30 protein-coding genes are annotated in these 25,173 nt (G+C 73.8%); 13 read left to right on the top strand and 17 right to left on the bottom strand.

Annotation, left to right across the window (positions count from 1 at the left end; all coding sequences use genetic code 11):
* The first annotated feature begins 48 nt into the window (after positions 1–48).
* From ACZ7C5_RS14865 to ACZ7C5_RS14855, 3 genes are all read left to right on the top strand, one after another.
* Positions 49–1,347 (top strand): magnesium transporter MgtE N-terminal domain-containing protein, encoded by a 1,299-nt coding sequence (locus ACZ7C5_RS14865; RefSeq protein ID WP_470322708.1) that lies wholly within the window; start codon positions 49–51, stop codon positions 1,345–1,347.
* Positions 1,348–1,423: 76 nt separating this feature from the next.
* Complete coding sequence (locus ACZ7C5_RS14860; RefSeq protein WP_401083737.1) at positions 1,424–1,972, top strand: DUF1003 domain-containing protein; 549 nt, start codon at positions 1,424–1,426, stop codon at positions 1,970–1,972.
* Positions 1,973–2,028: 56 nt separating this feature from the next.
* Positions 2,029–3,189: an Mrp/NBP35 family ATP-binding protein gene (locus tag ACZ7C5_RS14855; RefSeq protein ID WP_188295019.1), complete on the top strand. Its 1,161-nt coding sequence runs from the start codon at positions 2,029–2,031 to the stop codon at positions 3,187–3,189.
* A gap of 59 nt (positions 3,190–3,248) precedes the next feature.
* On the opposite strand, the gene ACZ7C5_RS14850 is transcribed toward ACZ7C5_RS14855, so the two are convergent.
* The 4 genes from ACZ7C5_RS14850 to sigE form a co-directional block, all read right to left on the bottom strand.
* Positions 3,249–3,917: a hypothetical protein gene (locus ACZ7C5_RS14850; protein WP_188295020.1), complete on the bottom strand. Its 669-nt coding sequence runs from the start codon at positions 3,915–3,917 to the stop codon at positions 3,249–3,251.
* Between the two features lie 267 nt (positions 3,918–4,184).
* Positions 4,185–4,619, bottom strand: coding sequence for a sec-independent translocase (locus ACZ7C5_RS14845; RefSeq protein ID WP_401083303.1), 435 nt, complete (start codon positions 4,617–4,619; stop codon positions 4,185–4,187).
* 160 nt (positions 4,620–4,779) lie between these two features.
* The gene (locus tag ACZ7C5_RS14840) at positions 4,780–5,679 is read right to left on the bottom strand and encodes a zf-HC2 domain-containing protein (RefSeq protein ID WP_401083301.1); all 900 of its coding nucleotides are present in this window, start codon (positions 5,677–5,679) and stop codon (positions 4,780–4,782) included.
* A 110-nt stretch (positions 5,680–5,789) separates the two neighbouring features.
* Entirely contained in the window at positions 5,790–6,512 is a 723-nt protein-coding gene (gene sigE, locus ACZ7C5_RS14835; protein WP_401083735.1) for an RNA polymerase sigma factor SigE, read from the bottom strand.
* A 288-nt stretch (positions 6,513–6,800) separates the two neighbouring features.
* On the opposite strand from sigE, the gene ACZ7C5_RS14830 reads away from it, so the two are divergent.
* Positions 6,801–7,433, top strand: a complete 633-nt coding sequence (locus ACZ7C5_RS14830; protein ID WP_188296514.1) for an O-methyltransferase — start codon at positions 6,801–6,803, stop codon at positions 7,431–7,433.
* Positions 7,434–7,592: 159 nt separating this feature from the next.
* On the opposite strand, the gene ACZ7C5_RS14825 is transcribed toward ACZ7C5_RS14830, so the two are convergent.
* Entirely contained in the window at positions 7,593–7,760 is a 168-nt protein-coding gene (locus tag ACZ7C5_RS14825; protein ID WP_014137929.1) for a DUF3117 domain-containing protein, read from the bottom strand.
* A gap of 297 nt (positions 7,761–8,057) precedes the next feature.
* On the opposite strand from ACZ7C5_RS14825, the gene ACZ7C5_RS14820 reads away from it, so the two are divergent.
* Entirely contained in the window at positions 8,058–8,858 is an 801-nt protein-coding gene (locus tag ACZ7C5_RS14820; RefSeq protein WP_470322707.1) for an enoyl-CoA hydratase-related protein, read from the top strand.
* A 75-nt stretch (positions 8,859–8,933) separates the two neighbouring features.
* On the opposite strand, the gene ACZ7C5_RS14815 is transcribed toward ACZ7C5_RS14820, so the two are convergent.
* Together ACZ7C5_RS14815 and ACZ7C5_RS14810 are read right to left on the bottom strand one after the other, a co-directional pair.
* Entirely contained in the window at positions 8,934–9,524 is a 591-nt protein-coding gene (locus tag ACZ7C5_RS14815) for a DNA-3-methyladenine glycosylase I (protein ID WP_188296510.1), read from the bottom strand.
* Complete coding sequence (locus tag ACZ7C5_RS14810; protein ID WP_188296509.1) at positions 9,521–9,961, bottom strand: DivIVA domain-containing protein; 441 nt, start codon at positions 9,959–9,961, stop codon at positions 9,521–9,523. The genes ACZ7C5_RS14815 and ACZ7C5_RS14810 overlap by 4 nt, the downstream gene beginning before the upstream one ends.
* Positions 9,962–10,142: 181 nt before the next feature.
* Here ACZ7C5_RS14810 and folP point away from each other — a divergent pair, with 181 nt between their 5' ends.
* Entirely contained in the window at positions 10,143–10,955 is an 813-nt protein-coding gene (gene folP, locus ACZ7C5_RS14805) for a dihydropteroate synthase (RefSeq protein ID WP_401083733.1), read from the top strand.
* A gap of 9 nt (positions 10,956–10,964) precedes the next feature.
* On the opposite strand, the gene ACZ7C5_RS14800 is transcribed toward folP, so the two are convergent.
* Together ACZ7C5_RS14800 and dapE are read right to left on the bottom strand one after the other, a co-directional pair.
* Positions 10,965–11,774 (bottom strand): LOG family protein, encoded by an 810-nt coding sequence (locus tag ACZ7C5_RS14800; RefSeq protein WP_401083296.1) that lies wholly within the window; start codon positions 11,772–11,774, stop codon positions 10,965–10,967.
* A gap of 109 nt (positions 11,775–11,883) precedes the next feature.
* On the bottom strand, positions 11,884–12,960 hold the full coding sequence (gene dapE, locus ACZ7C5_RS14795) for a succinyl-diaminopimelate desuccinylase (RefSeq protein WP_470322706.1): 1,077 nt from the start codon (positions 12,958–12,960) through the stop codon (positions 11,884–11,886).
* Positions 12,961–13,156: 196 nt separating this feature from the next.
* On the opposite strand from dapE, the gene ACZ7C5_RS14790 reads away from it, so the two are divergent.
* Positions 13,157–14,212 (top strand): VldE C-terminal domain-containing protein, encoded by a 1,056-nt coding sequence (locus ACZ7C5_RS14790; RefSeq protein WP_401083292.1) that lies wholly within the window; start codon positions 13,157–13,159, stop codon positions 14,210–14,212.
* A 304-nt stretch (positions 14,213–14,516) separates the two neighbouring features.
* Positions 14,517–15,320 carry a hypothetical protein gene (locus ACZ7C5_RS14785; RefSeq protein ID WP_223244198.1) on the top strand — a complete coding sequence of 268 codons (804 nt, stop codon included), beginning with the start codon at positions 14,517–14,519 and terminating at the stop codon, positions 15,318–15,320.
* Positions 15,321–15,536: 216 nt separating this feature from the next.
* Here ACZ7C5_RS14785 and dapC read toward each other — a convergent pair whose 3' ends face one another.
* Together dapC and fdxA are read right to left on the bottom strand one after the other, a co-directional pair.
* On the bottom strand, positions 15,537–16,685 hold the full coding sequence (gene dapC / locus ACZ7C5_RS14780) for a succinyldiaminopimelate transaminase (protein ID WP_401083290.1): 1,149 nt from the start codon (positions 16,683–16,685) through the stop codon (positions 15,537–15,539).
* Between the two features lie 20 nt (positions 16,686–16,705).
* Complete coding sequence (fdxA, locus tag ACZ7C5_RS14775; RefSeq protein ID WP_030061559.1) at positions 16,706–17,032, bottom strand: ferredoxin; 327 nt, start codon at positions 17,030–17,032, stop codon at positions 16,706–16,708.
* Between the two features lie 130 nt (positions 17,033–17,162).
* Here fdxA and ACZ7C5_RS14770 point away from each other — a divergent pair, with 130 nt between their 5' ends.
* Positions 17,163–18,176 (top strand): GNAT family N-acetyltransferase, encoded by a 1,014-nt coding sequence (locus ACZ7C5_RS14770; RefSeq protein ID WP_470322705.1) that lies wholly within the window; start codon positions 17,163–17,165, stop codon positions 18,174–18,176.
* 74 nt (positions 18,177–18,250) lie between these two features.
* Positions 18,251–19,123, top strand: a complete 873-nt coding sequence (locus ACZ7C5_RS14765) for a transglutaminase family protein (protein ID WP_401083286.1) — start codon at positions 18,251–18,253, stop codon at positions 19,121–19,123.
* Positions 19,124–19,170: 47 nt separating this feature from the next.
* On the opposite strand, the gene ACZ7C5_RS14760 is transcribed toward ACZ7C5_RS14765, so the two are convergent.
* Positions 19,171–19,800: a response regulator transcription factor gene (locus tag ACZ7C5_RS14760; protein ID WP_188296372.1), complete on the bottom strand. Its 630-nt coding sequence runs from the start codon at positions 19,798–19,800 to the stop codon at positions 19,171–19,173.
* Between the two features lie 61 nt (positions 19,801–19,861).
* Here ACZ7C5_RS14760 and ACZ7C5_RS14755 point away from each other — a divergent pair, with 61 nt between their 5' ends.
* A complete protein-coding gene (locus ACZ7C5_RS14755) occupies positions 19,862–20,854 on the top strand; it encodes a MerR family transcriptional regulator (protein WP_470322704.1) in 993 nt (330 codons plus the stop codon).
* Positions 20,854–21,342: a GNAT family N-acetyltransferase gene (locus ACZ7C5_RS14750; RefSeq protein ID WP_401083281.1), complete on the top strand. Its 489-nt coding sequence runs from the start codon at positions 20,854–20,856 to the stop codon at positions 21,340–21,342. The genes ACZ7C5_RS14755 and ACZ7C5_RS14750 overlap by 1 nt, the downstream gene beginning before the upstream one ends.
* Positions 21,343–21,394: 52 nt before the next feature.
* Here ACZ7C5_RS14750 and ACZ7C5_RS14745 read toward each other — a convergent pair whose 3' ends face one another.
* The 5 genes from ACZ7C5_RS14745 to murJ form a co-directional block, all read right to left on the bottom strand.
* The gene (locus ACZ7C5_RS14745) at positions 21,395–21,646 is read right to left on the bottom strand and encodes a VapC50 family PIN domain-containing toxin (RefSeq protein ID WP_401083279.1); all 252 of its coding nucleotides are present in this window, start codon (positions 21,644–21,646) and stop codon (positions 21,395–21,397) included.
* Positions 21,647–21,711: 65 nt separating this feature from the next.
* Entirely contained in the window at positions 21,712–22,164 is a 453-nt protein-coding gene (locus ACZ7C5_RS14740; RefSeq protein WP_470322703.1) for a helix-turn-helix domain-containing protein, read from the bottom strand.
* A 93-nt stretch (positions 22,165–22,257) separates the two neighbouring features.
* Positions 22,258–22,416: a hypothetical protein gene (locus ACZ7C5_RS14735; RefSeq protein WP_401083276.1), complete on the bottom strand. Its 159-nt coding sequence runs from the start codon at positions 22,414–22,416 to the stop codon at positions 22,258–22,260.
* 14 nt (positions 22,417–22,430) lie between these two features.
* Positions 22,431–22,748: a hypothetical protein gene (locus ACZ7C5_RS14730; protein ID WP_401083274.1), complete on the bottom strand. Its 318-nt coding sequence runs from the start codon at positions 22,746–22,748 to the stop codon at positions 22,431–22,433.
* On the bottom strand, positions 22,745–24,361 hold the full coding sequence (gene murJ, locus ACZ7C5_RS14725; RefSeq protein WP_470322702.1) for a murein biosynthesis integral membrane protein MurJ: 1,617 nt from the start codon (positions 24,359–24,361) through the stop codon (positions 22,745–22,747). Before murJ ends, ACZ7C5_RS14730 begins: the two co-directional genes overlap by 4 nt.
* Before the next feature lie 144 nt (positions 24,362–24,505).
* Here murJ and ACZ7C5_RS14720 point away from each other — a divergent pair, with 144 nt between their 5' ends.
* Positions 24,506–25,171, top strand: a complete 666-nt coding sequence (locus ACZ7C5_RS14720) for a response regulator transcription factor (protein ID WP_188296377.1) — start codon at positions 24,506–24,508, stop codon at positions 25,169–25,171.
* Positions 25,172–25,173: the final 2 nt, after the last annotated feature.

Raw genomic sequence — 25,173 nt, 5'->3', positions numbered from 1 at the left:
TGCGCCCCCGGCGCATCCGGTACGGCGTCGAGCGAGTCGAGGGAGTCCATGGCAGGACCAGGCACCCGGGTCTTCATCTCCCATCTGTCCGCCATCGCCGTCTTCGACCCGAACGGCGACCAGGTCGGACGGGTCCGGGACGTGGTCGTGTCGCTGCGGCTCGGCGGCCGCCCGCCGCGCGTGCTGGGCCTGGTGGTCGAGGTGGTCGGCCGGCGCCGGATCTTCCTGCCGATGACCCGGGTGACCAGCCTGGAGTCCGGCCAGGTGCTCACCACCGGGGTGATCAACCTGCGCCGCTTCGAGCAGCGCCCGTCCGAGACCCTGGTGCTCGCCGAGCTGCTGGACCGCACCGTCACCTGGTCCAAGACCGGTGAGGGGGTCACCGTGCTGGACGTCGGCATGGTGCAGACCCGGCTGCGCGAGTGGGAGATCAGCAAGGTCTTCGTCCAGGTCGGCCGCGCCGGGAGGCTGCGCAAGGGCAGGGGCGAGCGGCTCACCCTGGACTGGCAGGACGTCACCGGTTTCTCGCTGCCGGAGCAGGACCAGGGCGCCGCCAACCTGCTGGCCACCTTCGAGCAGCTGCGTCCCGCCGACCTGGCCAGCGTGCTGCACCACCTGTCCGCCAAGCGCCGTGCCGAGGTGGCCGCCGCCCTCGACGACGAGCGGCTGGCCGACGTCCTGGAGGAGCTGCCCGAGGACGACCAGGTCGAGATCATCGGCAAGCTCCAGAAGGAGCGCGCCGCCGACGTCCTGGAGGCGATGGACCCGGACGACGCCGCCGACCTGCTCTCCGAACTGCCCGGCGACGAGGCCGAGCGGCTGCTCCAGCTGATGGAGCCGGACGAGGCCGCGCCGGTGCGCCGCCTGCTGTCGTACGAGGAGGACACCGCCGGCGGTCTGATGACCACCGAGCCGGTCGTCCTGGAGCCGGACGCGACGGTCGCCGAGGCGCTGGCCCGGGTCCGGGTCAGCGACCACAAGCCCGCCCTGGCCGCGCAGGTCTTCGTCTGCCGGCCGCCGAACGAGACCCCGACCGGCCGCTACCTGGGCACCGTGCACTTCCAGCGGCTGCTGCGCGAGCCCCCGTACGTCCTGGTCGGCTCGCTGGTGGACGACGACCTGGACCCGCTGCCGCCGGACACCCCGCTGTCGCTGATCACCAGCTACCTGGCGACCTACAACCTGGTCGCCGCGCCGGTCGTGGACGAGGCGGACCACCTGCTCGGCGCGGTGACCGTCGACGACGTGCTCGACCACCTGCTGCCGGACGACTGGCGCGACGCCGCGCTGCACGCCGACGACGAGACCCGCGACGACGACACGGAAGGGGTGACCGGTGGACGGTGACCGGAACGGACGGCCGGACGACTCCGCGCGCCGGCGCCTCCAGGGTGAACTCCGTCAGCTGCGCCAGCTGCGCGAGCTGCGCACCCGCGAAGGAGGCCGGGACCGGCGCGCGGAGACCACGCCGATCACCGGCACCGGCCGGGCCAGGCTCGACCAGCCCCGCACCGCCCGCCCCGGCCTGCTCTCGCTGCCCTCCTACGACCCGGAGGCGTTCGGCGTCCTGTCCGAGCGGATCGCCCGCTTCCTCGGCACCGGGCGGTTCATCGTCTGGATGACGGTGGTGGTGGTCGTCTGGATAGCGTGGAACACCCTGCTGCCGGCGAGCGTGCGCTTCGACGAGTACCCGTTCATCTTCCTGACCCTGGCGCTGTCGCTCCAGGCCTCGTACGCGGCCCCGCTGATCCTGCTGGCGCAGAACCGCCAGGACAACCGGGACCGGGTCAACATGGAGCAGGACCGGGCCCGCAGCGACCGCAACATCGCCGACACCGAGTACCTGACCCGCGAGGTCGCGGCCCTGCGGCACGGCCTCGGCGAGGTGGCCACCCGAGACTTCATCCGGTCCGAACTCCAGTCCCTGCTCAGGGAGATCGAGGAGCGCCGGGAGACCTCCGGCTCCCTGTGACCGGCGGCACGCTACCGGCAAGTCAAGGCAATCCGGCGGCGCCGTACCATCAAGGCATGGCCAACGAGACAGAGGTTGCGGCCGGCGTCACGGAGGAGTCCGTACGCCAGGCGCTGGCGACCGTCAACGACCCGGAGATCAACCGCCCGATCACCGAGATCGGCATGGTGAAATCGGTCGGGATCACCGAGGGCGGCGCGGTGCACGTCGCGGTCTACCTGACGGTCTCCGGCTGCCCGATGCGCGACACCATCGTCACCCGGGTGCGCGAGGCGGTCGGGAAGGTCCCCGGCGTGACCGGCGTCGAGGTCGAGCTCGACGTGATGAGCGACGAGCAGCGCAAGGAGCTGTCCCAGCTGCTGCGCGGCGGCGCCCCCGAGCGGGAGATCCCGTTCGCCAAGCCGGGCACGCTGACCCGGGTCTACGCCGTCGCCTCCGGCAAGGGCGGCGTCGGCAAGTCCTCGGTGACCGTGAACCTGGCGGCCGCGATGGCCGCGGACGGCCTGAAGGTCGCCGTGGTGGACGCCGACATCTACGGCCACAGCGTGCCGCGCATGCTGGGCGTCGAGGGACGGCCGACCCAGGTCCAGGACATGATCATGCCGCCGCAGGCGAACGGCGTGAAGGTCATCTCGATCGGCATGTTCACCCCGGGCAACGCCCCGGTGGTCTGGCGCGGCCCGATGCTGCACCGCGCGCTCCAGCAGTTCCTCGCCGACGTGTACTGGGGGGACCTGGACGTGCTGCTGCTGGACCTGCCGCCCGGCACCGGCGACATCGCGATCTCGGTGGCCCAGCTGGTCCCCAACGCGGAGATCCTGATCGTCACCACCCCGCAGATGGCCGCCGCCGAGGTGGCGGAGCGGGCCGGCACCATCGCGGTGCAGACCCACCAGAAGATCGTCGGCGTGATCGAGAACATGTCCGGCATGCCGTGCCCGCACTGCGACGAGATGATCGACGTGTTCGGCACCGGCGGCGGCCGGATCGTCGCGGACGCGCTCACCCGCACCGTCGGCGCGACCGTCCCGGTGCTCGGCTCGATCCCGATCGACGTCCGGCTGCGCGAGGGCGGCGACGACGGCCGCCCGGTCGTGCTCGCCGCACCCGACTCCCCGGCCGGCGCCGCCCTGCGCGCGGTGGCCGGCAAGCTCGGCGGCCGCCAGCGCGGGCTGTCGGGGATGTCGCTGGGCCTGACGCCCAGGAACAAGTTCTGAGGCGGTGACCGACGAGGGGCCGGGTGACCACCCGGCCCCTCGTCGTACCGCCACGGGCCCTACGGCCGGGTGTAGGCGGCCAGTTCCGGGACGGTGGAGAAGCCGATGCCGTAGGCGCTGACGCCGCGGCCGTAGGCGCCCAGCAGGACGCCGGGGGCCTCGCCCGCCAGCACCCAGCCGTACTCGGACTCGCGGTAGCGGAAGGGCTGCGGCAGGCCGTTGACGGGCAGGCTGAGGGTGGACCAGCCGGGGCCCGCCAGGTCGTCGGCGAGGTCCCAGGCGAGGCTGCTCTGCTGGTCCAGCCAGTCCTGTCGCAGCGCGCGGTCCAGCTGCCCCGGCCAGGTCGCGGCGAGCAGGCCGGAGCCGGCCAGCCAGGCGGCGGAGGAGGCGGAGGTCGCCTCCAGGGTGCCGGTGTTGTCGGCGCTGCGGCGGCTGTCCCGGCGGGCCACGGTGACCACGACGGCGAACTTCCGCACGTCGCGCGGCTCGTACCGCTGGGCCGGCTCCTCGCCGTGGCCGAGCGAGCCGTAGTCGACACTGCCCGCGGCCCGGCCGCCGGCGCCGGCCTGCACCAGGAAGCGGCGGCCGGTCCAGCCCTCGTCCAGCCCGTACCAGGGGAAGTCGGCGGACAGGTAGGGCACCAGTGGGTCCGCCGGACGGGCCTGCCCGCCGACCACCGGGCCACCGGCCGTGGCCGTCGCCCCTCCCGCCTGACTCGTCGCGTCCATCCCCGGGCCTCCTCAAACACACGTTTGCCTGCCGTGGCGCGCTCCCATGGTGGCGCACCGCGGCGTTCCCCGGAGCCGTTCCTGGTCCGCGACGGGTCGCGATGTGACGGACGGCTCAGCGGGAACAATCAGCACAATAGCGGCGCACGAGCCGCCGCCCCGCTCAGCCGGGTGGCCGGGCGGGGCGGCGGCGCGGTTCCGGGCACCGTGCGCGGCGTGCCGGCGCGCTGCCGGAGCGCCGCGCGCGACGCGGACCGGCGGCGCGGATCAGGTGGCGTCGGGGTCGAACGGGGGCCGCTCGCCGGGCGCCAGCGGGGCCCCGGCGGAGGCGGGGGCCGGCTCGGACTTCTCGAAGCTGACGCTGCCGCTGCGGCCGTTCACCGGCGCCGCCGGCTTGTCGTCCAGGACGGAGCGGATGTCCAGCGAGTCCTTCATGTCCTTGAGGCCCAGCGGGTCCTCCTGGTCGCCCATGAGCTGCTTGCGGACGAAGGTCTTGGGGTTGAGGTCCTCGAACTCGAAGTCCTGGAACTCGGGGCCCAGCTCGCTGCGGATGTCCTCCTTCGCGTTGTCGGCGAAGGAGCGGATCTTCCGGACGACGTTCATGGTGTCCTGGATCAGCTTCGGCAGTTTGTCCGGACCGAAGATGATGATCGCCATCACGACCAGGGTCAGGACCTCCAGCCCGCTTACGTCGCTGAACACCCTTTGCTCCCTAGCTCGTCGGACGACGGTTCCTACAGGGTAATGGCCACCGGCGAGTCCCTGGTCCACGCTGGGATGAAGCCGTGGTAAAGACCTGCTGGTGGCCGAGGCCGTGCGGACGAACGGTCGAGGGCCTGTGCCCGGTCCTTCGAGGGCCGCTCTACCGGGTCTGCTGGCGCAGCGCGGCCACGCCGCCCGGGTAGCGCTCGGGGGAGCCCGACGGGGTCGCCTCGCGGGTCGCGGCGACCGGTCGGCCGGGGAAGTCCACCGGGACCTGCGCGTTCATCGGGACGAGGCCGCCACCGCGGCCGCTCCCGGCCCCGGGCGGGCTGACGGTGGTGCCGTGGCGCTCCTCGCCCTGCGGGGTGAGCCCGCCGACGCCGCCGAGCGTCACCGCGGCGACGGAGAAGGCTCCCGCGGCGGCGAAGACCAGCCGGCGGCCGCGGGCGGGGGCACGGAACGCGGTCGCGGACGGCTCCGGACGGGCCGGGGCGTCGGCGGTGGGTTCGGGACGGCCGGAGCGCCGGCCCATCAGCGGCCGCAGCACCGCGCCGCGGCCGAAGGCGCGCGGGTCGACCCCGGGCAGCGGGGAGTCGGCGCCGAGCGCGCCGGCGCCGAAGGAGGCCCCGGCACCGCGGCCGAAGGAGCCGCCGTCGAGCCGGCTGCCGCCGAGCGTGCCGGTGGCGGCGACCCCGCCGCCGGGCAGGTCGTCGTCGTCATCGCGGCGGCCGCGCCCGGCCTGCCAGTCGTGGTCGGCCGGGGCGTCCTCGGGCAGGTTGCCGACGGCCATCAGGCGGGCCATCAGCCCGGCGGACGGGCCGGGCGTGCCGGTGCGGGTCAGCAGGTGCTTGACGGCGCGGCCCTCGTCGGCCTCGGCGAGGCACTGCGGGCAGGTCGCCAGGTGGGCCTGGACCCGGTCGCGCGAGTCGTGGCCGAGTTCGCCGTCCAGGAAGCCGGAGAGGCGCTCGCCGAGGTGGTGCTCCTCGACGGCGGGTGCGGCGGGGCGGACGGGAAGCGCGTGCAGCGCCGAGTCCGCGGGCAGCGCCACCGGGGGCAGCACGGGCTCACCGGGTTCGTCGCCTCCGCGACGGCCCGGCAGGCCCCAGCTCCGTCGGGTCGGAGGCCGGTCGGACGGGTCCGACCGGTCCGAACCGGACCGGCTGGTTCCGCTCACGACCGCCTCCGTCCGCGCCCACCGGGCGCGACCGCGGCCTCGACCGCGCCGACACCGACGGGCACCGGCTCCTCCGAGCCGCCGCGGCGCTCACGGCCGGGGGCCGAGCCGGGGGCGCGGTGCTTGAGCGCGGCGCGCAGGTGCGAACGGCCGCGGTGGATGCGACTGCGGACGGTGCCGAGCTTGACACCCAGCGTGGCGGCGATCTCCTCGTAGGACAGTCCCTCGATGTCGCAGAGCACCACGGCGGCGCGGAACTCCGGGGCGAGGGTGTCCAGGGCGTGCTGCACGTCGGCGTCGAAGTGGGTGTCGCTGAAGTGCTGGGCCGGGCTGGGCTCGCGGGAGGCGAGCCGCTCGGCCGCGTCCTCGCCGAGCGCGTCGAAGCGGATGCGCTGGCGGCGGCGGACCATGTCCAGGAACAGGTTGGTGGTGATCCGGTGCAGCCAGCCCTCGAACGTGCCGGGGGTGTAGGTCGACAGCGAACGGAACACCCGGACGAAGACCTCCTGGGTGAGGTCCTCGGCGTCGTGCTGGTTCCCCGTCAGTCGGTAGGCGAGCCGGTAGACGCGGGCGCTGTGCGCCTCGACGATCTCCTCCCAGGTGGGCGGAGTCCAGGTCTGCGCGTCGGGACCCTCGGTGAAGGTCGCGAGGGCGGGCGCCTCGGTGGCCGGCGTCGCGGCGACGGGCTGGTCCAGGTCGGAGTGCGCAGGCTGGTTCATCACGGGCTTCGGCGTACGGGCTGACGCGGTGCCGCGGGGGTGCCGCCGCACAGGGACGTCGCCCTCGGCCACACCTCCTCGGTCGGCTCTTCTGCCCAGCAGGGCCACCACCATATCCACCTCACCCGTCAAGCCCGGATAAAAGTGCCCGGGAGGACTTCCGCACCCGGTCCGTCATGACAACGGCCCGCCGCCGTACGCAGTTCCCGGTCGGCCAGTAACCTGTGCCAGGAAATATCGACATCCTTCGGCACCGGGTCGCCGCCCGGAGCTCCGGAAGAGGCAGCCATCAGCGAGTTCGGGCCCGCACGCGCGGCTCTCGCCGACACCTACGTGGGCGAGGACGCGGTGCTGACCTACGCCCGGGCACAGTCCGCGCGGACCGGGATACGGGCGATCGGCCCGAGCGGAGGGGCCTGCCTACGGCTGCTCGCGGCCGCGCTGGACGCCAAGGCGGTGGCCGAGATCGGCACCGGCACCGGGGTGTCCGGGGTCTACCTGCTGCGCGGGATGCGGCCGGACGGCGTGCTCACCACCGTCGACTCGGAGCCGGTGCGCCAGCAGCTGGCCCGCGAGGCGTACCAGGCGGCCGGGTTCGCGGCCAACCGCTCCAGGTTCATACCGGGCCGGGCGCTGGAGGTGCTGCCCCGGCTCGCCGACGGCCAGTACGACCTGGTGTTCTGCGACGGCGATCCGGCCGAGTCCTGCGAGTACCTGCTGGAGGCGCTGCGGCTGCTGCGGCCGGGCGGGATGGTCTGCTTCGAGGGGGTCTTCCAGGAGGGCCGGCTGGCCGAGCCAGACCTCCAGGACCCGCAGACCGGGGCGGTCAGGGACCTGGTCAGGGACGTGCGGGAGAGCGAGGCCCTGCTGCCGGCGCTGCTGCCGGTGTCGGACGGGCTGCTCTGCGCCATCAAGCGCTGAGCGGCCGCCGAGAGGCCGCCGGGCAGCCCCTGTGCGGCCGTTCCGGGGCCGTGGGCCACCGGGCCCCGGCGGGGCGCAAAACGCGCGGGCCCGGGCCGACGTGACGTCGTACCCGGGCCCGGCTGCACATCCCCAGGAGATGGCGAGCACCTGCTGCGGTCAGCCGCAGGCCTTCTTCAGGGCCTCGCCGAGGGCGTCGGCCTCGTCAGGCGTGAGCTCCACCACAAGGCGTCCGCCGCCTTCGAGCGGAACGCGCATGATGATGCCCCGCCCCTCTTTGGTGACTTCGAGCGGGCCGTCACCCGTCCGCGGCTTCATGGCCGCCATGCTCGTTCCCCTTCCTGCAACCGCTCAGCTACGCACCGGCAGTCCGTCCACCGCCGGTATCGAACGCATTGATCGGAAGCCATTATCCCGCATGCCACGGGCTGATGACCAACATCACTCTCGGTGCAACCACGGCCGGACCGCCCCCAACCGTCGCAATTCATGTCATAAGCCCCGGCGTGGCGGCGGTGCGGACGCCACGGGAAGGTGCGATACCTCACACTCCCCAGGCCCCCGCGTGCTCCGGCATCCTGACACACACGACTGACACCGCCACGACCCCGGGAGCCCTCACCCATGTCCGATTCCGTGCAGTACGAGCTGGACGGCGGCCTCGCCGTCATCACCATCAACCGCCCGGAGGCGATGAACGCCCTCGACGTGGCCACCAAGGTCGCGCTGCGCGACACCGTGACCGCGGCGGCCGACGACCCGGCGGTGCGGGCCGTGCTGCTGACCGGGGCGGGCGAGCGGGCGTTCTGCGTCGGGCAGGACCTGAACGAGCACCTGGCCATGCTGAAGCGGGCCGAGGAGACCGGCGAGGGAGCGCTGCGGACCGTCGGCGAGCACTACAACCCGCTGGTGCGGGCGCTGGCCGGGATGCGCAAGCCGACCGTCGCCGCGGTCGGCGGGGTGGCGGCCGGCGCGGGTGCCTCGCTCGCCTTCGCCTGCGACTTCCGCGTCCTCTCCGACCGGGCCGGCTTCAACACCGCCTTCACCGGGATCGGGCTGACCGCCGACTCGGGCGCCTCCTGGACGCTGCCCCGGCTGGTCGGGCACGCCAGGGCGACCGAGCTGCTGATGCTGCCCCGGACGGTGAAGGCCGCCGAGGCGATGGAGCTGGGCCTGGCCACCAAGGTGGTGCCGGCCGGGGAACTCGCCGCCACCGCACGGGTCTTCGCCCGCGAGCTGGCCGAGGGCCCGACCGTCGCCTACGGCGCCGTCAAGGAGTCGCTGGCGTACGGCGCCTCCCACTCGCTGGACGAACTCCTCGACAAGGAGGACGAGTTGCAGACACTGGCCGGCGAGAGCGAGGACCACAGGATCGCGGTGCGCGCCTTCATCGCCAAGGAGAAGCCGACGTACCTGGGCCGTTGACGCACCCTGGCCGTTGACGCACCCGGGCCGCCGACGGCCTCGGCGGGTCCGGGCCGGCCGGCCCGGACCCGGTGGTCAGCCCCGGGCGCCGGTCCGGACGTGGCAGTCCGCCAGGTGGTCGTCGACCAGCCCGCAGGCCTGCATCAGGGCGTAGGCGGTGGTCGGGCCGACGAAGCGGAAGCCCTCCTTCTTCAACGCCTTCGCCAGCGCCGTCGACTCGGGCGTGACGGCCGGCACCTCGCCCAGGGCGCGGGGGGCCGGCCGGCCGGGCTCCGGGGCGAACCCCCAGATCAGCGCGTCCAGGCCGCCCTCCAGGTCGCGGGCGACCCGCGCGTTGGAGATCGCCGCCTCGATCTTGGCCCGGTTGCGGATGATGCCCGGATCGGCGAGCAGGCGCTCCTGCTCCGCCTCGCCGAACTCGGCGACCTTGGCGATCTCGAAGCCCGCGAACGCGGCCCGGAAGCCCTCGCGGCGGCGCAGGATGGTCAGCCAGGACAGTCCGGACTGGAAGGCCTCCAGGCTGACCCGCTCGAACAGCGCGTCGTCGCCGTGCACCGGGCGGCCCCACTCGGTGTCGTGGTAGAAGCGGTAGTCCTCGGGGGAGTCGCCCCAGCCGCAGCGGCGCAGGCCGTCCGCGCCGAGCACCGCGCCGTCCGCCGCCGTCACCGGTCCCGCCCCGGCTTCGCGTCCTCGGGGGTCTGCTCCCCGGCCGGCTGCTTGGTGAGCGCCACGGCCGGCTCGACCACCTGGGCGAACTCCTCCAGGCCGGGCAGCGGTTCGGCCGCCGGGTCGGGGGCGGCGGTCGCCTCGACGGCGCCGCGCAGGTGGGCGGCGGCCTCCAGCTCGGCGATCCGCGCGTCGCGGTAGGCGAGTTCGGCACCGAGGCGGTCCAGGACGTCGTCCACCTCGTCCATCCGGTAGCCGCGCAGCGCCATCGGCAGGCGCAGTTCGTCCACGTCCGCCTTGCCCAGCGGGCGGTCCTGCGGCAGCCGTGCGGAGACGCGGTCCGGTGCCGCCTCCGGCATCGAACCTCCCCCGCCGAGCGCCACCAGGGCGGCACCGCCGACCACCACGGCCATGGCGACCACGATCACCCAGAACACGAGCTGTCCTCCCGAACTCCCGGCCGGTCCGCTATGAGGTGGCAGGGAACCACACTGATCATGACAGCATGGTCCCTTAGTGAGGCCGGGGGCCATCATCGCACCCGCAGGAGCTGTGGAGGAGACATCGGTGGCACTGCGCCTGGGACCGCGGGAATTCGGTGACGACGAGCTGGTGATCATGGCGATCGTCAACCGGACGCCGGACTCGTTCTTCGACAGGGGTGCGACCTTCGCCGACGAGGCCGCCTTCGCCGCCGCGGACCGGGCGATGGCCGAGGGCGCGGCGATCCTGGACATCGGCGGGGTGAAGGCGGGGCCCGGCGACGAGGTCACCGTCGAGGAGGAACTGCGGCGCACCGTGCCCTTCGTGGCCGAGCTGCGCAAGCGCCACCCCGAGGCGGTGATCAGCGTGGACACCTGGCGGCACGAGGTCGGCGAGGCCGTCTGCGAGGTCGGCGCCGACCTGCTGAACGACGCCTGGGGCGGGGTGGACCCGAAGCTCGCCGAGGTCGCCGCCCGGCACGGAGCCGGGCTGGTCTGCACCCACGCCGGCGGTGCCGAGCCCCGCACCCGGCCGCACCGGACCGGGTACGAGGACGTGATGGCGGACATCCTGCGGGTGACCGTGGGGCTGGCCGAGCGCGCGGTGGAGCTGGGCGTACGGCGGGACGCGGTGATCATCGACCCGGGCCACGACTTCGGCAAGAACACCCGGCACTCGCTGGAGGCCACCCGGCGGCTGCCGGAGATGACCGCGACCGGCTTCCCGGTGCTGGTCTCGCTCTCCAACAAGGACTTCGTCGGCGAGACCCTGGACAAGCCGGTGAACGAGCGGCTGCTCGGCACCCTGGCCACCACGGCGGTCTCCGCCTGGCTGGGCGCGCAGGTCTACCGGGTGCACCAGGTCGAGCAGACCCGCCAGGTGCTGGACATGGTCGCCTCGATCCGGGGCACCCGCCCCCCGGCGGTCGCCCGCCGGGGGCTGGCCTAGGGCTCGGGCCTAGATCTCGTTCGCGGGCCGGCGGGCGTCGGCGAGGATCTTCATGACCTCGTCGATCTCGTCGGTGACGTGGAACAGCTCCAGGTCGTGCGGGGCCGCCTTGCCCTGCGCGACCAGGGTGTCCTTCAGCCACTCGTAGAGGCCGCCCCAGTACGCGCTGCCGAAGAGGATCACCGGGAAGCGGGTGACCTTCTTCGTCTGCACCAGGGTGAGCGCCTCGAACAGCTCGTCCAGCGTGCCGAGGCCGCCGGGCAGGACCACGAAGCCCTGCGAGTACTTCACGAACATCGTCTTGCGGACGAAGAAGTAACGGAAGTTCAGCCCCAGGTCGACGAACTCGTTGAGGCCCTGCTCGAAGGGCAGCTCGATGCCGAGCCCGACGCTGAGCCCGCCCGCCTCGGAGGCGCCGCGGTTGGCCGCCTCCATCGCGCCCGGGCCGCCACCGGTGATCACCGCGTAGCCGGCCTCGGCGAGGGCCCGGCCGATGGCCGTACCCGCCTCGTACTCCGGCGAGTCGGCCGGGGTCCTGGCGGAGCCGAAGACGCTGATCGCGGGCGGGAGTTCGGCGAGGGCGCCGAAGCCCTCGACGAACTCGGAGGTGATCCGCAGCACCCGCCACGGGTCGGTGTGCAGCCAGTCGGTGGGGCCGGTGGTGTCCAGCAGGCGCTGGTCCGTGGTGCTCGTGCCGACCTGGTCCCGGCGCACCAGCACCGGGCCCTTCTGCTTCTCGGGCCAGGCCTTCTTCTTCCGCGGCACCCCGACCTGCTCGGGACCGTGGCCGTAGTGCTTCTCGTCTCCTGTGCCTGTCATGACGAAACCCTACGCCCGCCTTCCCCCGTTTTCAGGCAACGGGGGAAGGTCGGTTGGGCAACCGGAAGGTGGCGTTCGACCGCGGGCCGGCCGAGCCGGGCCGCCCGGCTCAGCCGGTCAGCCAGGCGCGCAGCCGCTCCTCGGCCTCGGCGATGGCGCTCAGCGAGCAGTGCTCCTCCCGCTTGTGCGCGAGGTTCGGGTCGCCGGGCCCGTAGTTGACCGCGGGGACGCCGAGCGTGCTGAACCTGGCGACGTCGGTCCAGCCGAACTTGGCCCTGGCCTGGCCGCCGGTGGCCGCCAGGAAGGCCTGGGCGGCCGGCTGGGCGAGACCGGGCAGGGCGCCCGCGGCGAAGTCGGTGACCACCACCTCGAAGCCCGCGAAGACCTCCTGCACGTGCTTCCTCGCGTCCGCCTCGTCGCGGTCCGGGGCGAAGCGGAAGTTGACCGTGACGACGCACTCGTCCGGGATCACGTTGCCGGCCACGCCGCCGTCGATCCGGACCGCGTTCAGGCCCTCGCGGTACTCCAGGCCGTCGATCTCCACCCGGCGCGGCCGGTAGTCCTCCAGTCGGGTGAGCACCTCGGCGGCGTGGTGGATGGCGTTGTCGCCGAGCCAGCTGCGGGCCGAGTGGGCGCGCACGCCGGTGAGCCTGACCTGCGCCCGCAGGGTGCCCTGGCAGCCGCCCTCGACCATGCCCCCGCTCGGCTCCATCAGCACCGCGAAGTCGCCGGCCAGCAGCTCCGGGCGGTCCTTGGCCAGGTGGCCCAGGCCGTTGCGGCTGGCCTCCACCTCCTCGCAGTCGTAGAAGACGAAGGTGAGGTCGCGGTTGGGCTCGGTCAGGCCGGCGGCCAGCCGCAGCTGGACGGCCACCCCGGACTTCATGTCCGTGGTGCCGCAGCCGTACAGCAGGTCCCCCTCGACGCGGGAGGGGAGGTTGTCGGCGATCGGCACGGTGTCCAGGTGGCCGGCCAGCACGACGCGTTCGGCGCGGCCCAGGTTCGTCCGGGCCACCACGTTGTTGCCGTGACGGTCCACGGTGAGGTGCGGGTAGCCGCGCAGGGCGGCCTCCACGGCGTCGGCGAGCGCCTGCTCGTCGCCGCTCACCGAGGGGAAGTCGACGAGCCTGGCGGTCAGCGTGCCGCCGTCGAGAGTGAGGTCCAGGGGCGTCGGGTTCGGGCTGCTCATGGGCGCCAGCCTAGTCCGCGCGGGGCGGCCGCCCGGTGACCCGGACCGGCCTCACCGCCCGGACCGGGGGGCGCTCCGGAGGAGAGCGGGCGGGCAATCGGCAACCGGGGGGCGCCGCACATCCGTCCGAGTGGGTACGGTGTCGGATCAAGGAGCAGGCACGAGAGGGGCGACGGTGGCCAGGAGAAGGAGCAGCGTGGAGCTGGGCGACGAGGAGGAGCCCACTCGACGCCGCGGGCCACTGCGCGCCCTGCTGATGGTGATCGTGGGGCTGCTCGGTCTCGCCCTGGTCTCCGGGCTGGCCGTGGTCGGGATCTGGTGGTTCGGTTTCAAGCCGGACGCGTCCGAGGAGTGCACGGTGAAGACGGCGGCGGGCAACGGCACGCTGGAGCTGCCGCAGGCCGCCAACGCCGCCACGATCGCCGCGGTGGCGCGTTCGCGCGCGCTGCCGGACCGGGCGACCACGATCTCGCTGGCGACCGCGATGCAGGAGTCCAAGCTGCGCAACCTCGCGGGCGGCGACCGGGACTCGATCGGCCTGTTCCAGCAGCGGCCGTCGATGGGCTGGGGCACCCCGGCGCAGATCGCGGACCCTGTGTACGCGACCAACAAGTTCCTGGACGGCCTGGTCAAGGTCCCCGGCTACACCCGGATGCCGCTGACCGACGCCGCGCAGACGGTGCAGAAGAGCGGCTACCCGCAGGCCTACGCCAAGCACGAGACCAAGGCGACGCTGCTCACCTCGGCGCTGGCCGGCCGCGAGCCCGCCTCGTTCTCCTGTGTGGTGCGCGACTACGCCAGGCCGGACCCGGAGGACTCCTCCTCCCCCGCCCCGGGTGCCACCGCCGCCCCGGGCGCCACCGCGGCTCCGGTCGCGGCTCCGGACCGGGCCCAGGTGCTGTCCGACCGGGTGCGCCGGGAGTTCGGCCGCACGGTGACCCCGGCGACCGGCTACGCCTCGACCATCAAGGGCGCCGAGAACGCGGTCTCGCTGACCCCGGACCCGGCCACCACCGCGCTGACCTCCTCCTCGGACGCCGGTGCGGACGGCGGGGTGAGCGCCGAGCGGGCCATCGGCTGGGAGGTGGCCCACTGGGCCGTCGCCCAGGCCCAGCAGCTGGGCGTCGCGACGGTCGCCTACGACGGGAAGATCTGGCGCAAGTCCAAGTCCGAGGACGGCTGGCAGACGCAGACCTCGGGCACCTCGACCAAGCTCGTCCAGGTCACCCTGGCGCCGGTCGGCAAGGGCTGACGCACAGGTGTTCGGGTTGCCGCCGATCGGGTGATTCGGGTCAACGCCGGTGGACCGGCCGCCCGTTCCGGCGAACCAGGGTGGAGAACCGTCACTCCCCTTGGCTGGGGCCGGTTCGACGGCGTCCGACCGGGCCCGGCGGACGGCATCGTCGCAGTCGTACGATCCGATGGTCGGTCAGACATCTCCCTTGCCCGGGCCGAAACCTTCTGGCTTCTCAAGCGGTAACAACGTCGTCCGCCCGGTCGTCCACACCCGGTCCCCGGGGCGGACGGGACGGACCCAGACCCCTTCGAGGAGCCCCATGTCTCACTCCCTCACGCGCCGGATCGCCCAGGCCGCGCTCGTCGTGGCCGCAGGAGCGACCCCGCTGGTCGCGGCCGGCTCCGCGTCCGCCCTGGGCGGGGACGCCCTGCTGCCCAAGAGCGACCTCGCGGCACCGCTGGGCCAGCTGACCAACACCGACACCGGTTCCACCCTCCAGCACACCACCCACCAGCTCGGCCAGGCCGCCGGCAGCACCGGCGCGGCCACCGTCGCCGCGGGCGTACCGGCCTCCGCCGACGCCGCCGGCAACATCGTCGCCCAGCAGCTGCCCGAGGCGAACGAGAAGGCCGGCTCGCTGACCGCTCCGGTCGACCAGACCGCCGCGACCGCCGGCCAGCTCTCCTCGGTCACCCCGAGGGTCGCCTCGGCTCTGGCCGGCAAGCTCGGCGAGGCCGTCACCGGCAAGAGCACGGGCAACCGCAGCGCCCTCGCCGACACGGGCCCGCTCGGCGGGCTCACCCAGGCCGGCACGGTCACCCAGGCCGTGCCGGGCGCCGAGAACCTCACCGGGGCCGTCCCCGGCGGCACCGCCGTCGCCGACGCGCTGCCGGTCGGCGCGGTGCAGCGGGCGCTGCCGCTCGGCTCGGTCCAGCAGGCCCTGCCGGCCGACCTCCCCGCCACCGACGTGCTCGGCCTGGCCGAGCACGGGTCGGCCAACCGCCTCGGCGGTGCCGACCTCGGCCAGAACAGCCCGCTGTCCGGCCTCACCGGCGCGCTCGGCCCGCTCAGCGGCCTGCTGGGCGGCCTCAACGGCGGCGGCCTGAACGGGCTGCCGCTGTAGCTCACACGGCCCGGTCGGGCGCCACGGCGCCGGGCCGTGCTCCGCACCGCCGCCCGGCCGCGATCCGTGCGGCCGGGCGGTGTTCCGCACCGGCGGGGCTCCGTGCGCCCGTACGGTGCTCCGCCCGGGTGTGCTCCCGTACGGCCGGGCCGGAACGGCCGAAGGGGCCGGTGTCCGTGACACCGGCCCCTTCGCCGTACGGCCCCTCAGGGAGGCTCAGCGCCCCGCGTTCAGCCGCTCCACGGCCGCGGCGACCCGCTCGTCGGTCGCGGTGAACGCGACCCGCACGAAGCGGTCGCCGGCCGGACCGTAGAAGTCGCCGGGCGCCACCAGGATGCCCAGCCCGGCCAGTTCGGCCACGGTCTCCCAGCACGGGCGGTCCTGGGTCGCCCACAGGTAGAGGCTCGCCTCGGAGTGCTCGATCCGGAAGCCGTACGCCTCCAGCGCCGCCCGCAGCGCCGAGCGCCGGGCCGCGTACCGCTCACGCTGCTCGGCGACGTGCGCGTCGTCCGCGAGCGCCGCGACGGTCGCTGCCTGGACCGGCGCCGGCACGATCATGCCGCCGTGCTTGCGCACCTCCAGCAGCTCCTTGACCACCACCGGGTCGCCCGCCACGAAGGAGGCGCGGTAGCCGGCCAGGTTGGAGCGCTTGGAGAGCGAGTGGATGGCCAGCAGGCCCTCGTGGCCGTCGCCGCAGACGTCCGGACGCAGGACGGAGACCGGATCGGCCTCCCAGCCCAGCTCCAGGTAGCACTCGTCGCTGACCAGCAGCGCCCCGTGCTCCCTGGCCCACTCGACGGCGCGGCGCAGCTCGTCGGCGCCCAGCACCCGGCCGGTCGGGTTGGACGGCGAGTTCACCCAGAGCAGGCGCACCCGGGAGCCGTCCAGCTCGTCCACCGAGCCGTACTCGACCGGTTCGGCGCCGCACAGCCGGGCACCCACCTCGTAGGTCGGGTAGGCCAGCCGCGGGTAGGCGACCTGGTCGCCGGGGCCGAGGCCGAGCTGGGTCGGCAGCCAGGCCACCAGCTCCTTGGAGCCGACGGTCGGCAGCACGGCCTGCGGGCCGATCTCCGCGCCGAGCCGGCGGTGCAGCCAGCCGGCGATCGCCTCGCGCAGCTCCAGCGGGCCCCAGACGGTCGGGTAGCCGGGCGTGTCGGTGTGCGCGGCCAGCGCCTTCTGGATCACCTCGGGGACCGGGTCCACCGGGGTGCCGACGGAGAAGTCGCAGAGCCCGCCGGGGTGGGCCAGCGCGGTCCTCTTGTACGGCTCCAGCTTGTCCCAGGGGAAGACCGGGAGCTTGTCCGAAACGCGGCGCGCCGCCCCCGGGTGGCCCGGGAACGGCGCGCGCGTGCTGTTGGTGCTCACAGCTGTTCTGCCACCGATCGTCAGTGGTCGGCGTTCTGCGGCGGCAGAGCGGCGATGAAGGGGTGGTCACGCTCGATCAGGCCGAGCTTGGAGGCGCCGCCGGGCGAGCCCAGGTCGTCGAAGAACTCGACGTTCGCCTTGTAGTAGTCCTTCCACTCCTCCGGAGTGTCGTCCTCGTAGAAGATCGCCTCGACCGGGCAGACCGGCTCGCAAGCGCCGCAGTCGACACACTCATCCGGGTGGATGTAGAGCGATCGCTCGCCCTCGTAGATGCAGTCAACCGGGCACTCTTCGATGCACGCCTTGTCCTTCACGTCGACACAAGGCTGCGCGATGACGTAGGTCACGCTGTCTTTCCTCCTCGGAAGGGCCTGGTGGCCCGTTCTGTTCTGCTGCCGTGCGCGGTGAGCGCGGCGTCGTCGATGCCCGCCCCTAGTATCGCGGGTCGGAGACCGCAAATGCACAGGAGGTGGCCAGATGACGACGGGCAACCCGGCGGACGATCGTCCCGAGGTCCGGATAGATCGCTCTGACGTGGGACGACGCGTGTCCGTACGGCGCCTCTCGGAGTTCGTGGACGACCGGCCGGTGTTCCGGGATTCGATCGGTGTGCTCACATCGTGGGACGATCATGGGTTGACGATCGTCCCCCGCGCCGGCGATCCGGTGTTCTTGCCGGAGAAGCTGCTGGTCGCAGGCAAGGTGGTGCCGCGGTTTCCGGTCCGACGCGCGACCTTGCCGGTCACCACGCCGGTCGAGCTGCAGCGGATCGCGGGACGCGGCTGGCCGGCCGTCGAGCGGGAGCCGCTCGGCGAGTGGACGCTGCGCGCCGCGGCCGGGTTCACCCGGCGGGCCAACTCCGTCCAGGCGCTCGGGGAGCCCGGGCTGCCGCTGCCTCAGGCGCTGGCGGCGGTCCGCGCCTGGTACGCGGCGCGCGGGCTGCCCGCGTACGTCGAGGTGATCTCCCCCGGCTCGCCGGATCCGCTGGTCGCCGAGCTCGACCGGCTGGGCGCCGGGTACGCGCCCACCCTGGTCCGCACCGCCCCGCTGGCCGGCCTCTCCCGGGTCGGCTCCGGGCACGACCGGGTACGGCTGGCGCGGACGGCGGACGCGCGGTGGATGTCGGTGTACCGGCGGGTCGGCGGCGACCCGGCGGTGGAGGAGGCGGCCCGCCAGGTGCTGCACGGCGGGCCCTCGGTCTGGTTCGCCACCGTGCCCGGCGCTCCGGGACAGCCGCCGGCGGCGATCGGACGCTGCGTCATCGACGGCCCCTGGGCCTGCTTCGGCGCGATCGAGGTCCAGCCGTACGCCCGGCGGGCCGGGCTGGCGACGGCGGTCATGGCGGTGCTCGCCTCGCGCGCGGCCGAGGAGGGGGCGAGCGGCGCCTACCTCCAGGTCGAGGCGGAGAACGCGGGAGCGATCGCGCTCTATGACGGACTCGGCTTCGCGACCAGTCACACTTACCACTACGCCCTCCTTCCCCAGGGATAGCGGCCGCGCCGTCCCGCCTCCCCCGTCCGTCCGCCGCCTTGTCCGTCCGCCGTACGAAAGCCGTCGCCGTCACCGTGACCGAGCAGAGCAGAGACCGCTTCCGGACCGCCGCCCGCGCCGAACAGCCCGACCCGGTGCTGCTGTGCCTGCTCGCCGCCGCCGAGCACGGCATGGTGCCCGACCCGGACGACCCCGGCGAACCACCGGGCGTGGACGCACTGCTCGCCGCCTGCGAGGCCGCGCTGGAGCGGCACGCGGCGGCGGTCCGGCTGGCGGTCGCCGAGCGGGCGCCCGTCGGGCCCGAGGAGACCGCCGCCCTGCTCGCCGCAGTGCTCGGCGGACGGGAGCGCTTCCACGGGCAGCCGGCGGACTACCGGCGGCTGGAGTCCTCGCTGCTGCCCGAGGTGCTGCGGCGCCGGCGCGGGCTGCCGATCACGCTCTCGCTGGTGTGGATGGCGGTCGGCCGGCGGGCCGGGCTGACCGTCCACGGCATCGCGCTGCCCGGCCACTTCATCGTCGCGGTGGGCGGCCCCGCGGGCGGCGAGGACTACGTCCTGGCCGACCCGTTCCACGGCGGACGACTGCTCGACCCGGAGGACGCCGAGCAGCTGGTCGCCGCCGCAGGGCAGGAGTTCGGCCCCGCCCTGCTGACCCCGGCCCAGCCGCTCGACATCGTGCTGCGGGTGCTCGGCAACATCCGCGCCTGGGCCGCCGACCGCCCCGAACACGCCCGCACCCAGCTCTGGGCCGCCGAACTCGCCCTGCTGCTGCCCAGGCACCCCGCCCAGCTGCGCCTGGAGCGGGCCGAACTCCTCGTCCGCACCGGGGACTTCCTCGGCGGCTCGGCGGAGATGGACGCCTACGCGCAGATCCTGGACGCCTTCGACCCGGACACCGCCGCCAAGGTCCGGCAGGAGGCCAGGGCGGCCAGGCACCGGCTGAACTAGGTGTACTGACCACGGAGATCGGTGACAGGGCTCACGGTGCCGACGGGTCAGAGCCAGCCCTTCTCCCGGGCGATCCGGACCGCCTCGGTGCGGTTGCGCGCCTCGGTCTTCTGGATCGCCATCGACAGGTAGTTGCGCACCGTCCCCTCGGACAGGTGCAGCCGCCTGGCGATGTCCGCGTTCACCGCGCCGTCGGCGGCCGCGCCCAGCACGTCCCGCTCGCGCGGGGTCAGCGGGTTGGCGCCCTCGGCCAGCGCGGCGGCGGCCAGCGCCGGGTCGATCACCCGCTCGCCGCGCAGCACCCGGCGGATCGCCTCGGCCAGCTCGGCGGCCGGCGCGTCCTTCACCAGGAAGGCGTCCGCGCCGGACTCCATCGCCCGGCGCAGGTAGCCGGGGCGCCCGAAGGTCGTCGCGATGACCACCTTCGTCCGGGGCGCCTGACGACTCAGCTCGGCGGCCGCCTCGATGCCCGTCATCCCCGGCATCTCGATGTCCAGCACGGCGACCTGCACGTCGTTCGCCAGCACCGCCGCCACCACCTCGTCCCCGCGCCCGACCTGCGCGACGACGTCGATGTCCCCCTCCAGCCCGAGCAGCGCGGCCAGCGCCTCCCGGACCATTCCCTGGTCCTCGGCGAGGAGGACGCGGATCGAGGCCCCGTTGTCAGTGTCGTTCATGGCCACGACCTTAGAGGGCGGGGTTGAGTCTCCCCCAGGGGGAGACGCCAAGGTGGACCACATGGACGGCACGGACGGCACGGACGACACCGATGGCATCGGCGGCAGCGACGGCGCGGACGGCAGCGACACGCTCTACTCGATCGGCGACCTCGCCCGGCGCACCGGACTCACCGTCAAGGCCATCCGGTTCTACGCCGACACGGGCCTCGTGCCGCCCACCGCCCGCACCACCGCCGGCTACCGGCGGTACGACGTCCACGCGCTCGCCCGGCTGGACCTCGTCCGCACCCTGCGCGAACTCGGGCTCGACCTGCCCGCGATCCGCCGGGTGCTGGAGCGGCAGGCCCCGCTGCCCGAGGTCGCCGCCGCGCACGCCGAGGCGCTGGAGGTGCAGATCCGCACGCTGCGGCTGCGCCGGGCGGTGCTGCTCGCCGTCGCCCAACGCGGTTCCACCCCCGAGGAGATGAGACTCATGCACAAGCTCGCCAAGCTCTCCGACGCCGAACGCCGGCGTCTGGTCCACGACTTCGTCGACGAGGCCTTCGGCGGCCTGGACGCCAACCCGGAGTTCGTCGCCATGATGCGCTCCGCGATGCCCGAACTGCCCGACGAGCCACGGCCGGAGCAGGTCGAGGCCTGGGTCGAACTGGGCGAACTCGTCCAGGACCCGGACTTCCGCGCGGCCGTACGGAAGATGGCCGAACACCAGGCCGCCGAACGCGCGGACGGGGACCGCACCGGCCTGCACACCGAACTCACCGGGACGGTGACCTCCCGGGTCCGGGCCGCGCTGGCGGCCGGCGTCGCCCCGGCCTCCCCCGACGCCGGCCCCGTCGTCGCCACCCTCACCGCCGCCTACGCCGAGGCCTTCGGCCGCCCGGACGACGCCGCACTGCGGCAGTGGCTGTTCGACCGCCTCGGGACCGCCGACGACCCCCGCGCCGAGCGCTACTGGCAGCTGATGGCGACCGTCAACGGCTGGCCGGTCCAGGAGAGCCTGCGGGACGTATTCGAGTGGTTCACCGAGGCCCTGCGCGGCAGACTGGCGTGATGATCACCGTGGAACCGCTGCGCCCCGACCACGCCGACGCCCTGCTGGCCTTCGAACGCGCCAACCGCGCGTACTTCGCCCGCAGCGTCCCGGACCGCGGCGACGCCTACTTCGCCGGGTTCGCGGAGCGCCACGCCGCCCTCCTCGCCGAGCAGGCCGAGGGCACCTGCCGGTTCCACGTGGTGCTCGACGCGGACGGGGAGGTCGTCGCCCGGGTCAACCTCGTCGACCTCGCCGACGGCAGCGCCGAACTCGGCTACCGGGTGGCCGAGTCCGCCACCGGCCGCGGCATCGCCTCCGCCGCCGTGGCCGAGGCCTGCCGCCTCGCCGCCACCGCCTACGGCCTCCGCGCCGTCACCGCCGTCACCACCGTCGACAACCCGGCCTCGCAGGCCGTCCTCACCCGCAACGGCTTCCGACTCGCCCACGAGTTCCTCCTCGACGACCGCCCCGCCCTCGCCTACCAGCGCCCCCTCCCCGACGCGTAGGAGACCGAGCCGACGTCCCACGCCGAAGAGCGGTACCCGAACCCTCGCCGGCTCAGGCGATCGGCATCGGCCCCGCCCGCAAGGCTGCCGCCACCTCGATCAATCCGGAGCGTTCGAGGATCCCCAGGACGTCCTCGAAGGTCGTCGGCGGGTTGCGCCGGGCATCCGCGATCTCCTGGACGCAGGAGTACACGACCCGGTCGTCCAGTCCGATGAGGTCGAGGACGAAGTCATCCGGCGACTTCGCCTCGATCCCCCATTCCGCCAGGCAGCTCTCCGGGAAGCCCTTGAGGTTGGCCGTCACAGGAGGTCGCGCAGCGTGTTCGGGTACAGCACGCACGCGTCGTAGACGACAACGAATGCCATGGCTCAGTCCAGTCCCAACTCCTGGTCGAGGCGCGAGAGCTCGTCGGCGGCGTCCTTGCGCCGACGATCGTCCGCCCGCCGGTAGGCCGCCAGGTCGTCCAGACGGACCCGGCGGTGCCGCCCGACCAGCCGGTAGGGCATCTCCCCCCGCTCCAGAAGCCCGATCAGGTAGGGCCGCGAGACGTTCAGCATCTCGGCGGCCACCTGCGTCGACACCTCGGCGTCGACGGGCACCAGTTGGACACCCTGCCCTCCGGCCACGGCGGCGAGGATCGCCGCGAACATCTCGACCGTCGGACGGGGGAGCACCAGCACGTCGTCGCCGGTCTCGGTGAGGATCCGCACGTCCTCGTCGGGCCGCGCGGTGTGGGCCAGGTAGTCCTTGAGTCTCCGCAGCGCGCGCGCCGCGGATTCCGCGTCAACCGCACCCGGGGCGATCTTCCGGCCATCGGTCATGGATGACATGACAGCCTCCTCGCTCAATGAATTATTCGCAATATTCGAAGCAAACGCAACGAGTATCACCCATGCCAGGGACTTCGGCCTCGGTCATTGACGCCCGGGGTCCACGTCCTGCGGCAGCCGGCGCCGGGCGGCTTCGACGCTGTCGGTGATGCCGGTGTGGAAGACGAGGACGGCCCGGGCGGCGTCGCCGTCCGGGCCGGGGACGGCGTGCGGGTCGAAGCCGGGAACGAGCACGGCAGGCACGCCCCGAACGGCGGTCAGTCCGGCCTGCCGGGTTCCCCGAGCAGGTGGCGGGCCGCTTCGGCGAGGGTGAGTTTGGGGTCGGTCCAGGAGCAGACCTCCAGCCAGGAGAGGCGTCCGTCCTCGGCGAAGAGGAGGACCTCGCCGTCGCAGCCGATGACGGCCCCGGCCACGACCTCCGCGCGGGTGACGGTGCCGGGGCCGGTGAAGTACGCGGTGCAGCCGCAGGCGCAGCGGCACTCGATGCGCAGCCGCGGGACCTGGGCGCGCAGGGGGTGGCCCTCGGGGAGGAGGGCGTCGAGGACTCGGGTGACGTCGGCGGGGAGCTGGGTCATGGGCGGCGGCGCAATCGCTTGGTGAGGGCGGACAGTTCGTCGATCCGGAGGAGGTGGGCGAGCAGGAGGTACAGGACGGCGAGGGCCGCGGCGGCCGGGACGAGGCCGTACCTGGTGGCCCACCAGGCGGCGGCAGCGGCCGGGAGGGCGGCCAGCAGCGGTTTCACGTGGGCCCCGAGCACGCGCAGCGGCCCGAGCCGGCGGCGCAGCAGCAGGGCCGCGGCCAGGACGGTGAGCAGGAACGATCCGCCGTAGCACCCGGCCATCCCGGTGACGGCCCAGCGCAGCGGCAGCAACTGGTGGCAGAGCACCGCCCCGAGGGCCGTGGCGGCGACGGGCAGCAGGTTGAGCAGGAAGGGCGTGCGGCTGTCGCCGAGCGCGTAGAAGGTGCGGGTCAGCGCGTACGAGGCCGAGTAGAGGACCAGGCCGGGCGCGAAGGCGGTCAGCATCCCGGCGATGGCCAGGACGTCGGCCGGATCGGTGCGGCCGTGCCCGAAGGCGAGCGCGCACAGCTGCGGCGCGAGGACCGCGAACGCGCAGGCCGCCGGGACGGTGACCACCCCGACGGTGCGGACGGTGCGGGCCAGCAGCGAGCGGACGGCACGCGGGGAGTCGGCGGCGCTGAGCGCGGGGACGACCGCCGTGACCACCGAGACCGTGACCACCCCGTGCGGCACGATCCACAGCAGGTACGCGCTGCTGTACGCGGTGTACCCGACGCCCGGCAGCCCGGCCGCGGCGGCCTCGGCTCCGGCCGCGGTCGACAGCCTGGTCACCACCCAGTAGCCCACCTGGTCGCAGAGCACCAGCAGCAGCGTCCACCCGGCGGCCCGCAGGGGCTCGCCGAGCCCCGCCTGCCGCCAGTCCCAGCGGGGGCGCAGCCGTACCCCGGCCGCCCGCAGGCAGGGCAGCAGCACCAGGCTCTGGGCGACCACGCCGGCCGTCGTCCCGGCTCCGAGGACCGTCAGGTCCGCGGCGGAGAAGGAGTGCCGGCCGAGGTAGCCGCCGAACACCCCGATCACCACCAGGTTGTTGAGCACCGGGGCCCATGCCATCGGCGCGAACCGCTGCCGGGCGTTGAGGAGTTGGCCGAGCACCGTGAACAGCCCGTAGAAGAACACCTGCGGCAGGCACAGGTACGCCAGCAGCACCGTGTCGCCCAACTGCGCTCCGCCGTACGAGGTGTAGGCCCGCACGACGTACGGCGCGGCCGGCACCACCACCGCCGTCAGCACCAGCAGGGCGGCGACCAGAACCGTCACCAGCCGGTCGACGTGCGCCGCCCCGCCGTCCGCCGACTCCTTCGCGGCGCGCACCAGGTGGGGCACCAGCGCGGTGTTCAGCGCGCCGCCGATCAGCAGCACGAAGAGGATGTTGGGCACCGTGTTGGCCACGTTGTACCCGTCCGCGAGCACCCCCGAGCCGAGGACCGCCACCAGCAGCGCCGAGCGGACGAAGCCGGTGGCCCTGGACACCACCGTGCCCACCGCCATCACCAGGCTGGGCGGGAGCGTACGGCGCGGCCTGCGGTGCCGGGCGGGCGCGGCCGTGGCGGCTCTCCGGCCGCCGGCCGGGACGCGGGCCCCGGCGGCCCGCTCCTGGAGGACGGCCATCCCCCACCCCCTCTCGCTCGGGACACCGGCCCGAGGCGGACCGGCGAAATCGGCGAGAGCATGCACCCGCGCCCCTGAAGCGAGGCTGAGAAAGCTGAAGACCGCTTAAGGAACGGATCCGGCGCCGGTGGCATCCTGAGCCGCATGGAGATTCTGGTGGTGGAGGACGACGCCCAGGTGGCGGCGGCCGTACGGCGCGGCCTGGAGGCCGAGGGCTACACCGTCGACCTCGCCCCGGACGGCCTCACCGGCCTGCGGCTGGCCCAGCGGCACGCCTACCGGGCGATCGTGCTCGACATCATGCTGCCCGGCCTGAACGGCTACAAGGTGTGCGAGGCGCTGCGCGCCGACGGCGTCACCACGCCGATCCTGATGCTGACCGCCAAGGACGGCGAGTACGACGAGGCCGAGGGGCTGGACACCGGCGCCGACGACTACCTCACCAAGCCGTTCTCCTACCTGGTCTTCCTGGCCAGGCTGCGCGCGCTGATCCGTCGCAGCCAGAGCCCCGGCCCGCTGCTGCGGGTCGGCGACCTGTGGCTGGACCCCGCGGGCCGGCGCTGCGGCCGGGCCGGTGCCGAGATCACCCTGACCGAGCGCGAGTTCGCCGTCCTGCGCTGTCTGGCCGAGCACCCCGGCGAGGTGCTCTCCAAGCGCCGGATCGTCGACGAGGTGTGGGACATCGCCTTCGACGGCGAGGAGTCCATCGTCGAGGTGTACGTCAGCATGCTGCGCCGCAAGGTGGACACCCCGTTCGGCGTCCGCTCGATCACCACCGTGCGCGGCGCCGGCTACCGGCTGGAGGCCTGAGC

This window comes from Kitasatospora sp. NPDC036993, assembly GCF_055607525.1.
This window is presented reverse-complemented; position numbering and strand designations above follow the sequence as displayed.

Excerpts from the sequence above, each read along its gene's own strand:
- ACZ7C5_RS14865 (WP_470322708.1), top strand. The coding sequence starts at position 49 with ATGGCAGGACCAGGCACCCGGGTCTTCATCTCCCATCTGTCCGCCATC.
- ACZ7C5_RS14855 (WP_188295019.1), top strand. The coding sequence starts at position 2,029 with ATGGCCAACGAGACAGAGGTTGCGGCCGGCGTCACGGAGGAGTCCGTA.
- ACZ7C5_RS14850 (WP_188295020.1), bottom strand. The coding sequence starts at position 3,917 with ATGGACGCGACGAGTCAGGCGGGAGGGGCGACGGCCACGGCCGGTGGC.
- sigE (WP_401083735.1), bottom strand. The coding sequence starts at position 6,512 with ATGAACCAGCCTGCGCACTCCGACCTGGACCAGCCCGTCGCCGCGACG.
- ACZ7C5_RS14825 (WP_014137929.1), bottom strand. The coding sequence starts at position 7,760 with ATGGCGGCCATGAAGCCGCGGACGGGTGACGGCCCGCTCGAAGTCACC.
- ACZ7C5_RS14820 (WP_470322707.1), top strand. The coding sequence starts at position 8,058 with ATGTCCGATTCCGTGCAGTACGAGCTGGACGGCGGCCTCGCCGTCATC.
- folP (WP_401083733.1), top strand. The coding sequence starts at position 10,143 with ATGGCGATCGTCAACCGGACGCCGGACTCGTTCTTCGACAGGGGTGCG.
- ACZ7C5_RS14800 (WP_401083296.1), bottom strand. The coding sequence starts at position 11,774 with ATGACAGGCACAGGAGACGAGAAGCACTACGGCCACGGTCCCGAGCAG.
- dapE (WP_470322706.1), bottom strand. The coding sequence starts at position 12,960 with ATGAGCAGCCCGAACCCGACGCCCCTGGACCTCACTCTCGACGGCGGC.
- ACZ7C5_RS14785 (WP_223244198.1), top strand. The coding sequence starts at position 14,517 with ATGTCTCACTCCCTCACGCGCCGGATCGCCCAGGCCGCGCTCGTCGTG.
- ACZ7C5_RS14770 (WP_470322705.1), top strand. The coding sequence starts at position 17,163 with ATGACGACGGGCAACCCGGCGGACGATCGTCCCGAGGTCCGGATAGAT.
- ACZ7C5_RS14760 (WP_188296372.1), bottom strand. The coding sequence starts at position 19,800 with ATGAACGACACTGACAACGGGGCCTCGATCCGCGTCCTCCTCGCCGAG.
- ACZ7C5_RS14755 (WP_470322704.1), top strand. The coding sequence starts at position 19,862 with ATGGACGGCACGGACGGCACGGACGACACCGATGGCATCGGCGGCAGC.
- ACZ7C5_RS14750 (WP_401083281.1), top strand. The coding sequence starts at position 20,854 with ATGATCACCGTGGAACCGCTGCGCCCCGACCACGCCGACGCCCTGCTG.
- ACZ7C5_RS14740 (WP_470322703.1), bottom strand. The coding sequence starts at position 22,164 with ATGACCGATGGCCGGAAGATCGCCCCGGGTGCGGTTGACGCGGAATCC.
- ACZ7C5_RS14730 (WP_401083274.1), bottom strand. The coding sequence starts at position 22,748 with ATGACCCAGCTCCCCGCCGACGTCACCCGAGTCCTCGACGCCCTCCTC.
- murJ (WP_470322702.1), bottom strand. The coding sequence starts at position 24,361 with ATGGCCGTCCTCCAGGAGCGGGCCGCCGGGGCCCGCGTCCCGGCCGGC.
- ACZ7C5_RS14720 (WP_188296377.1), top strand. The coding sequence starts at position 24,506 with ATGGAGATTCTGGTGGTGGAGGACGACGCCCAGGTGGCGGCGGCCGTA.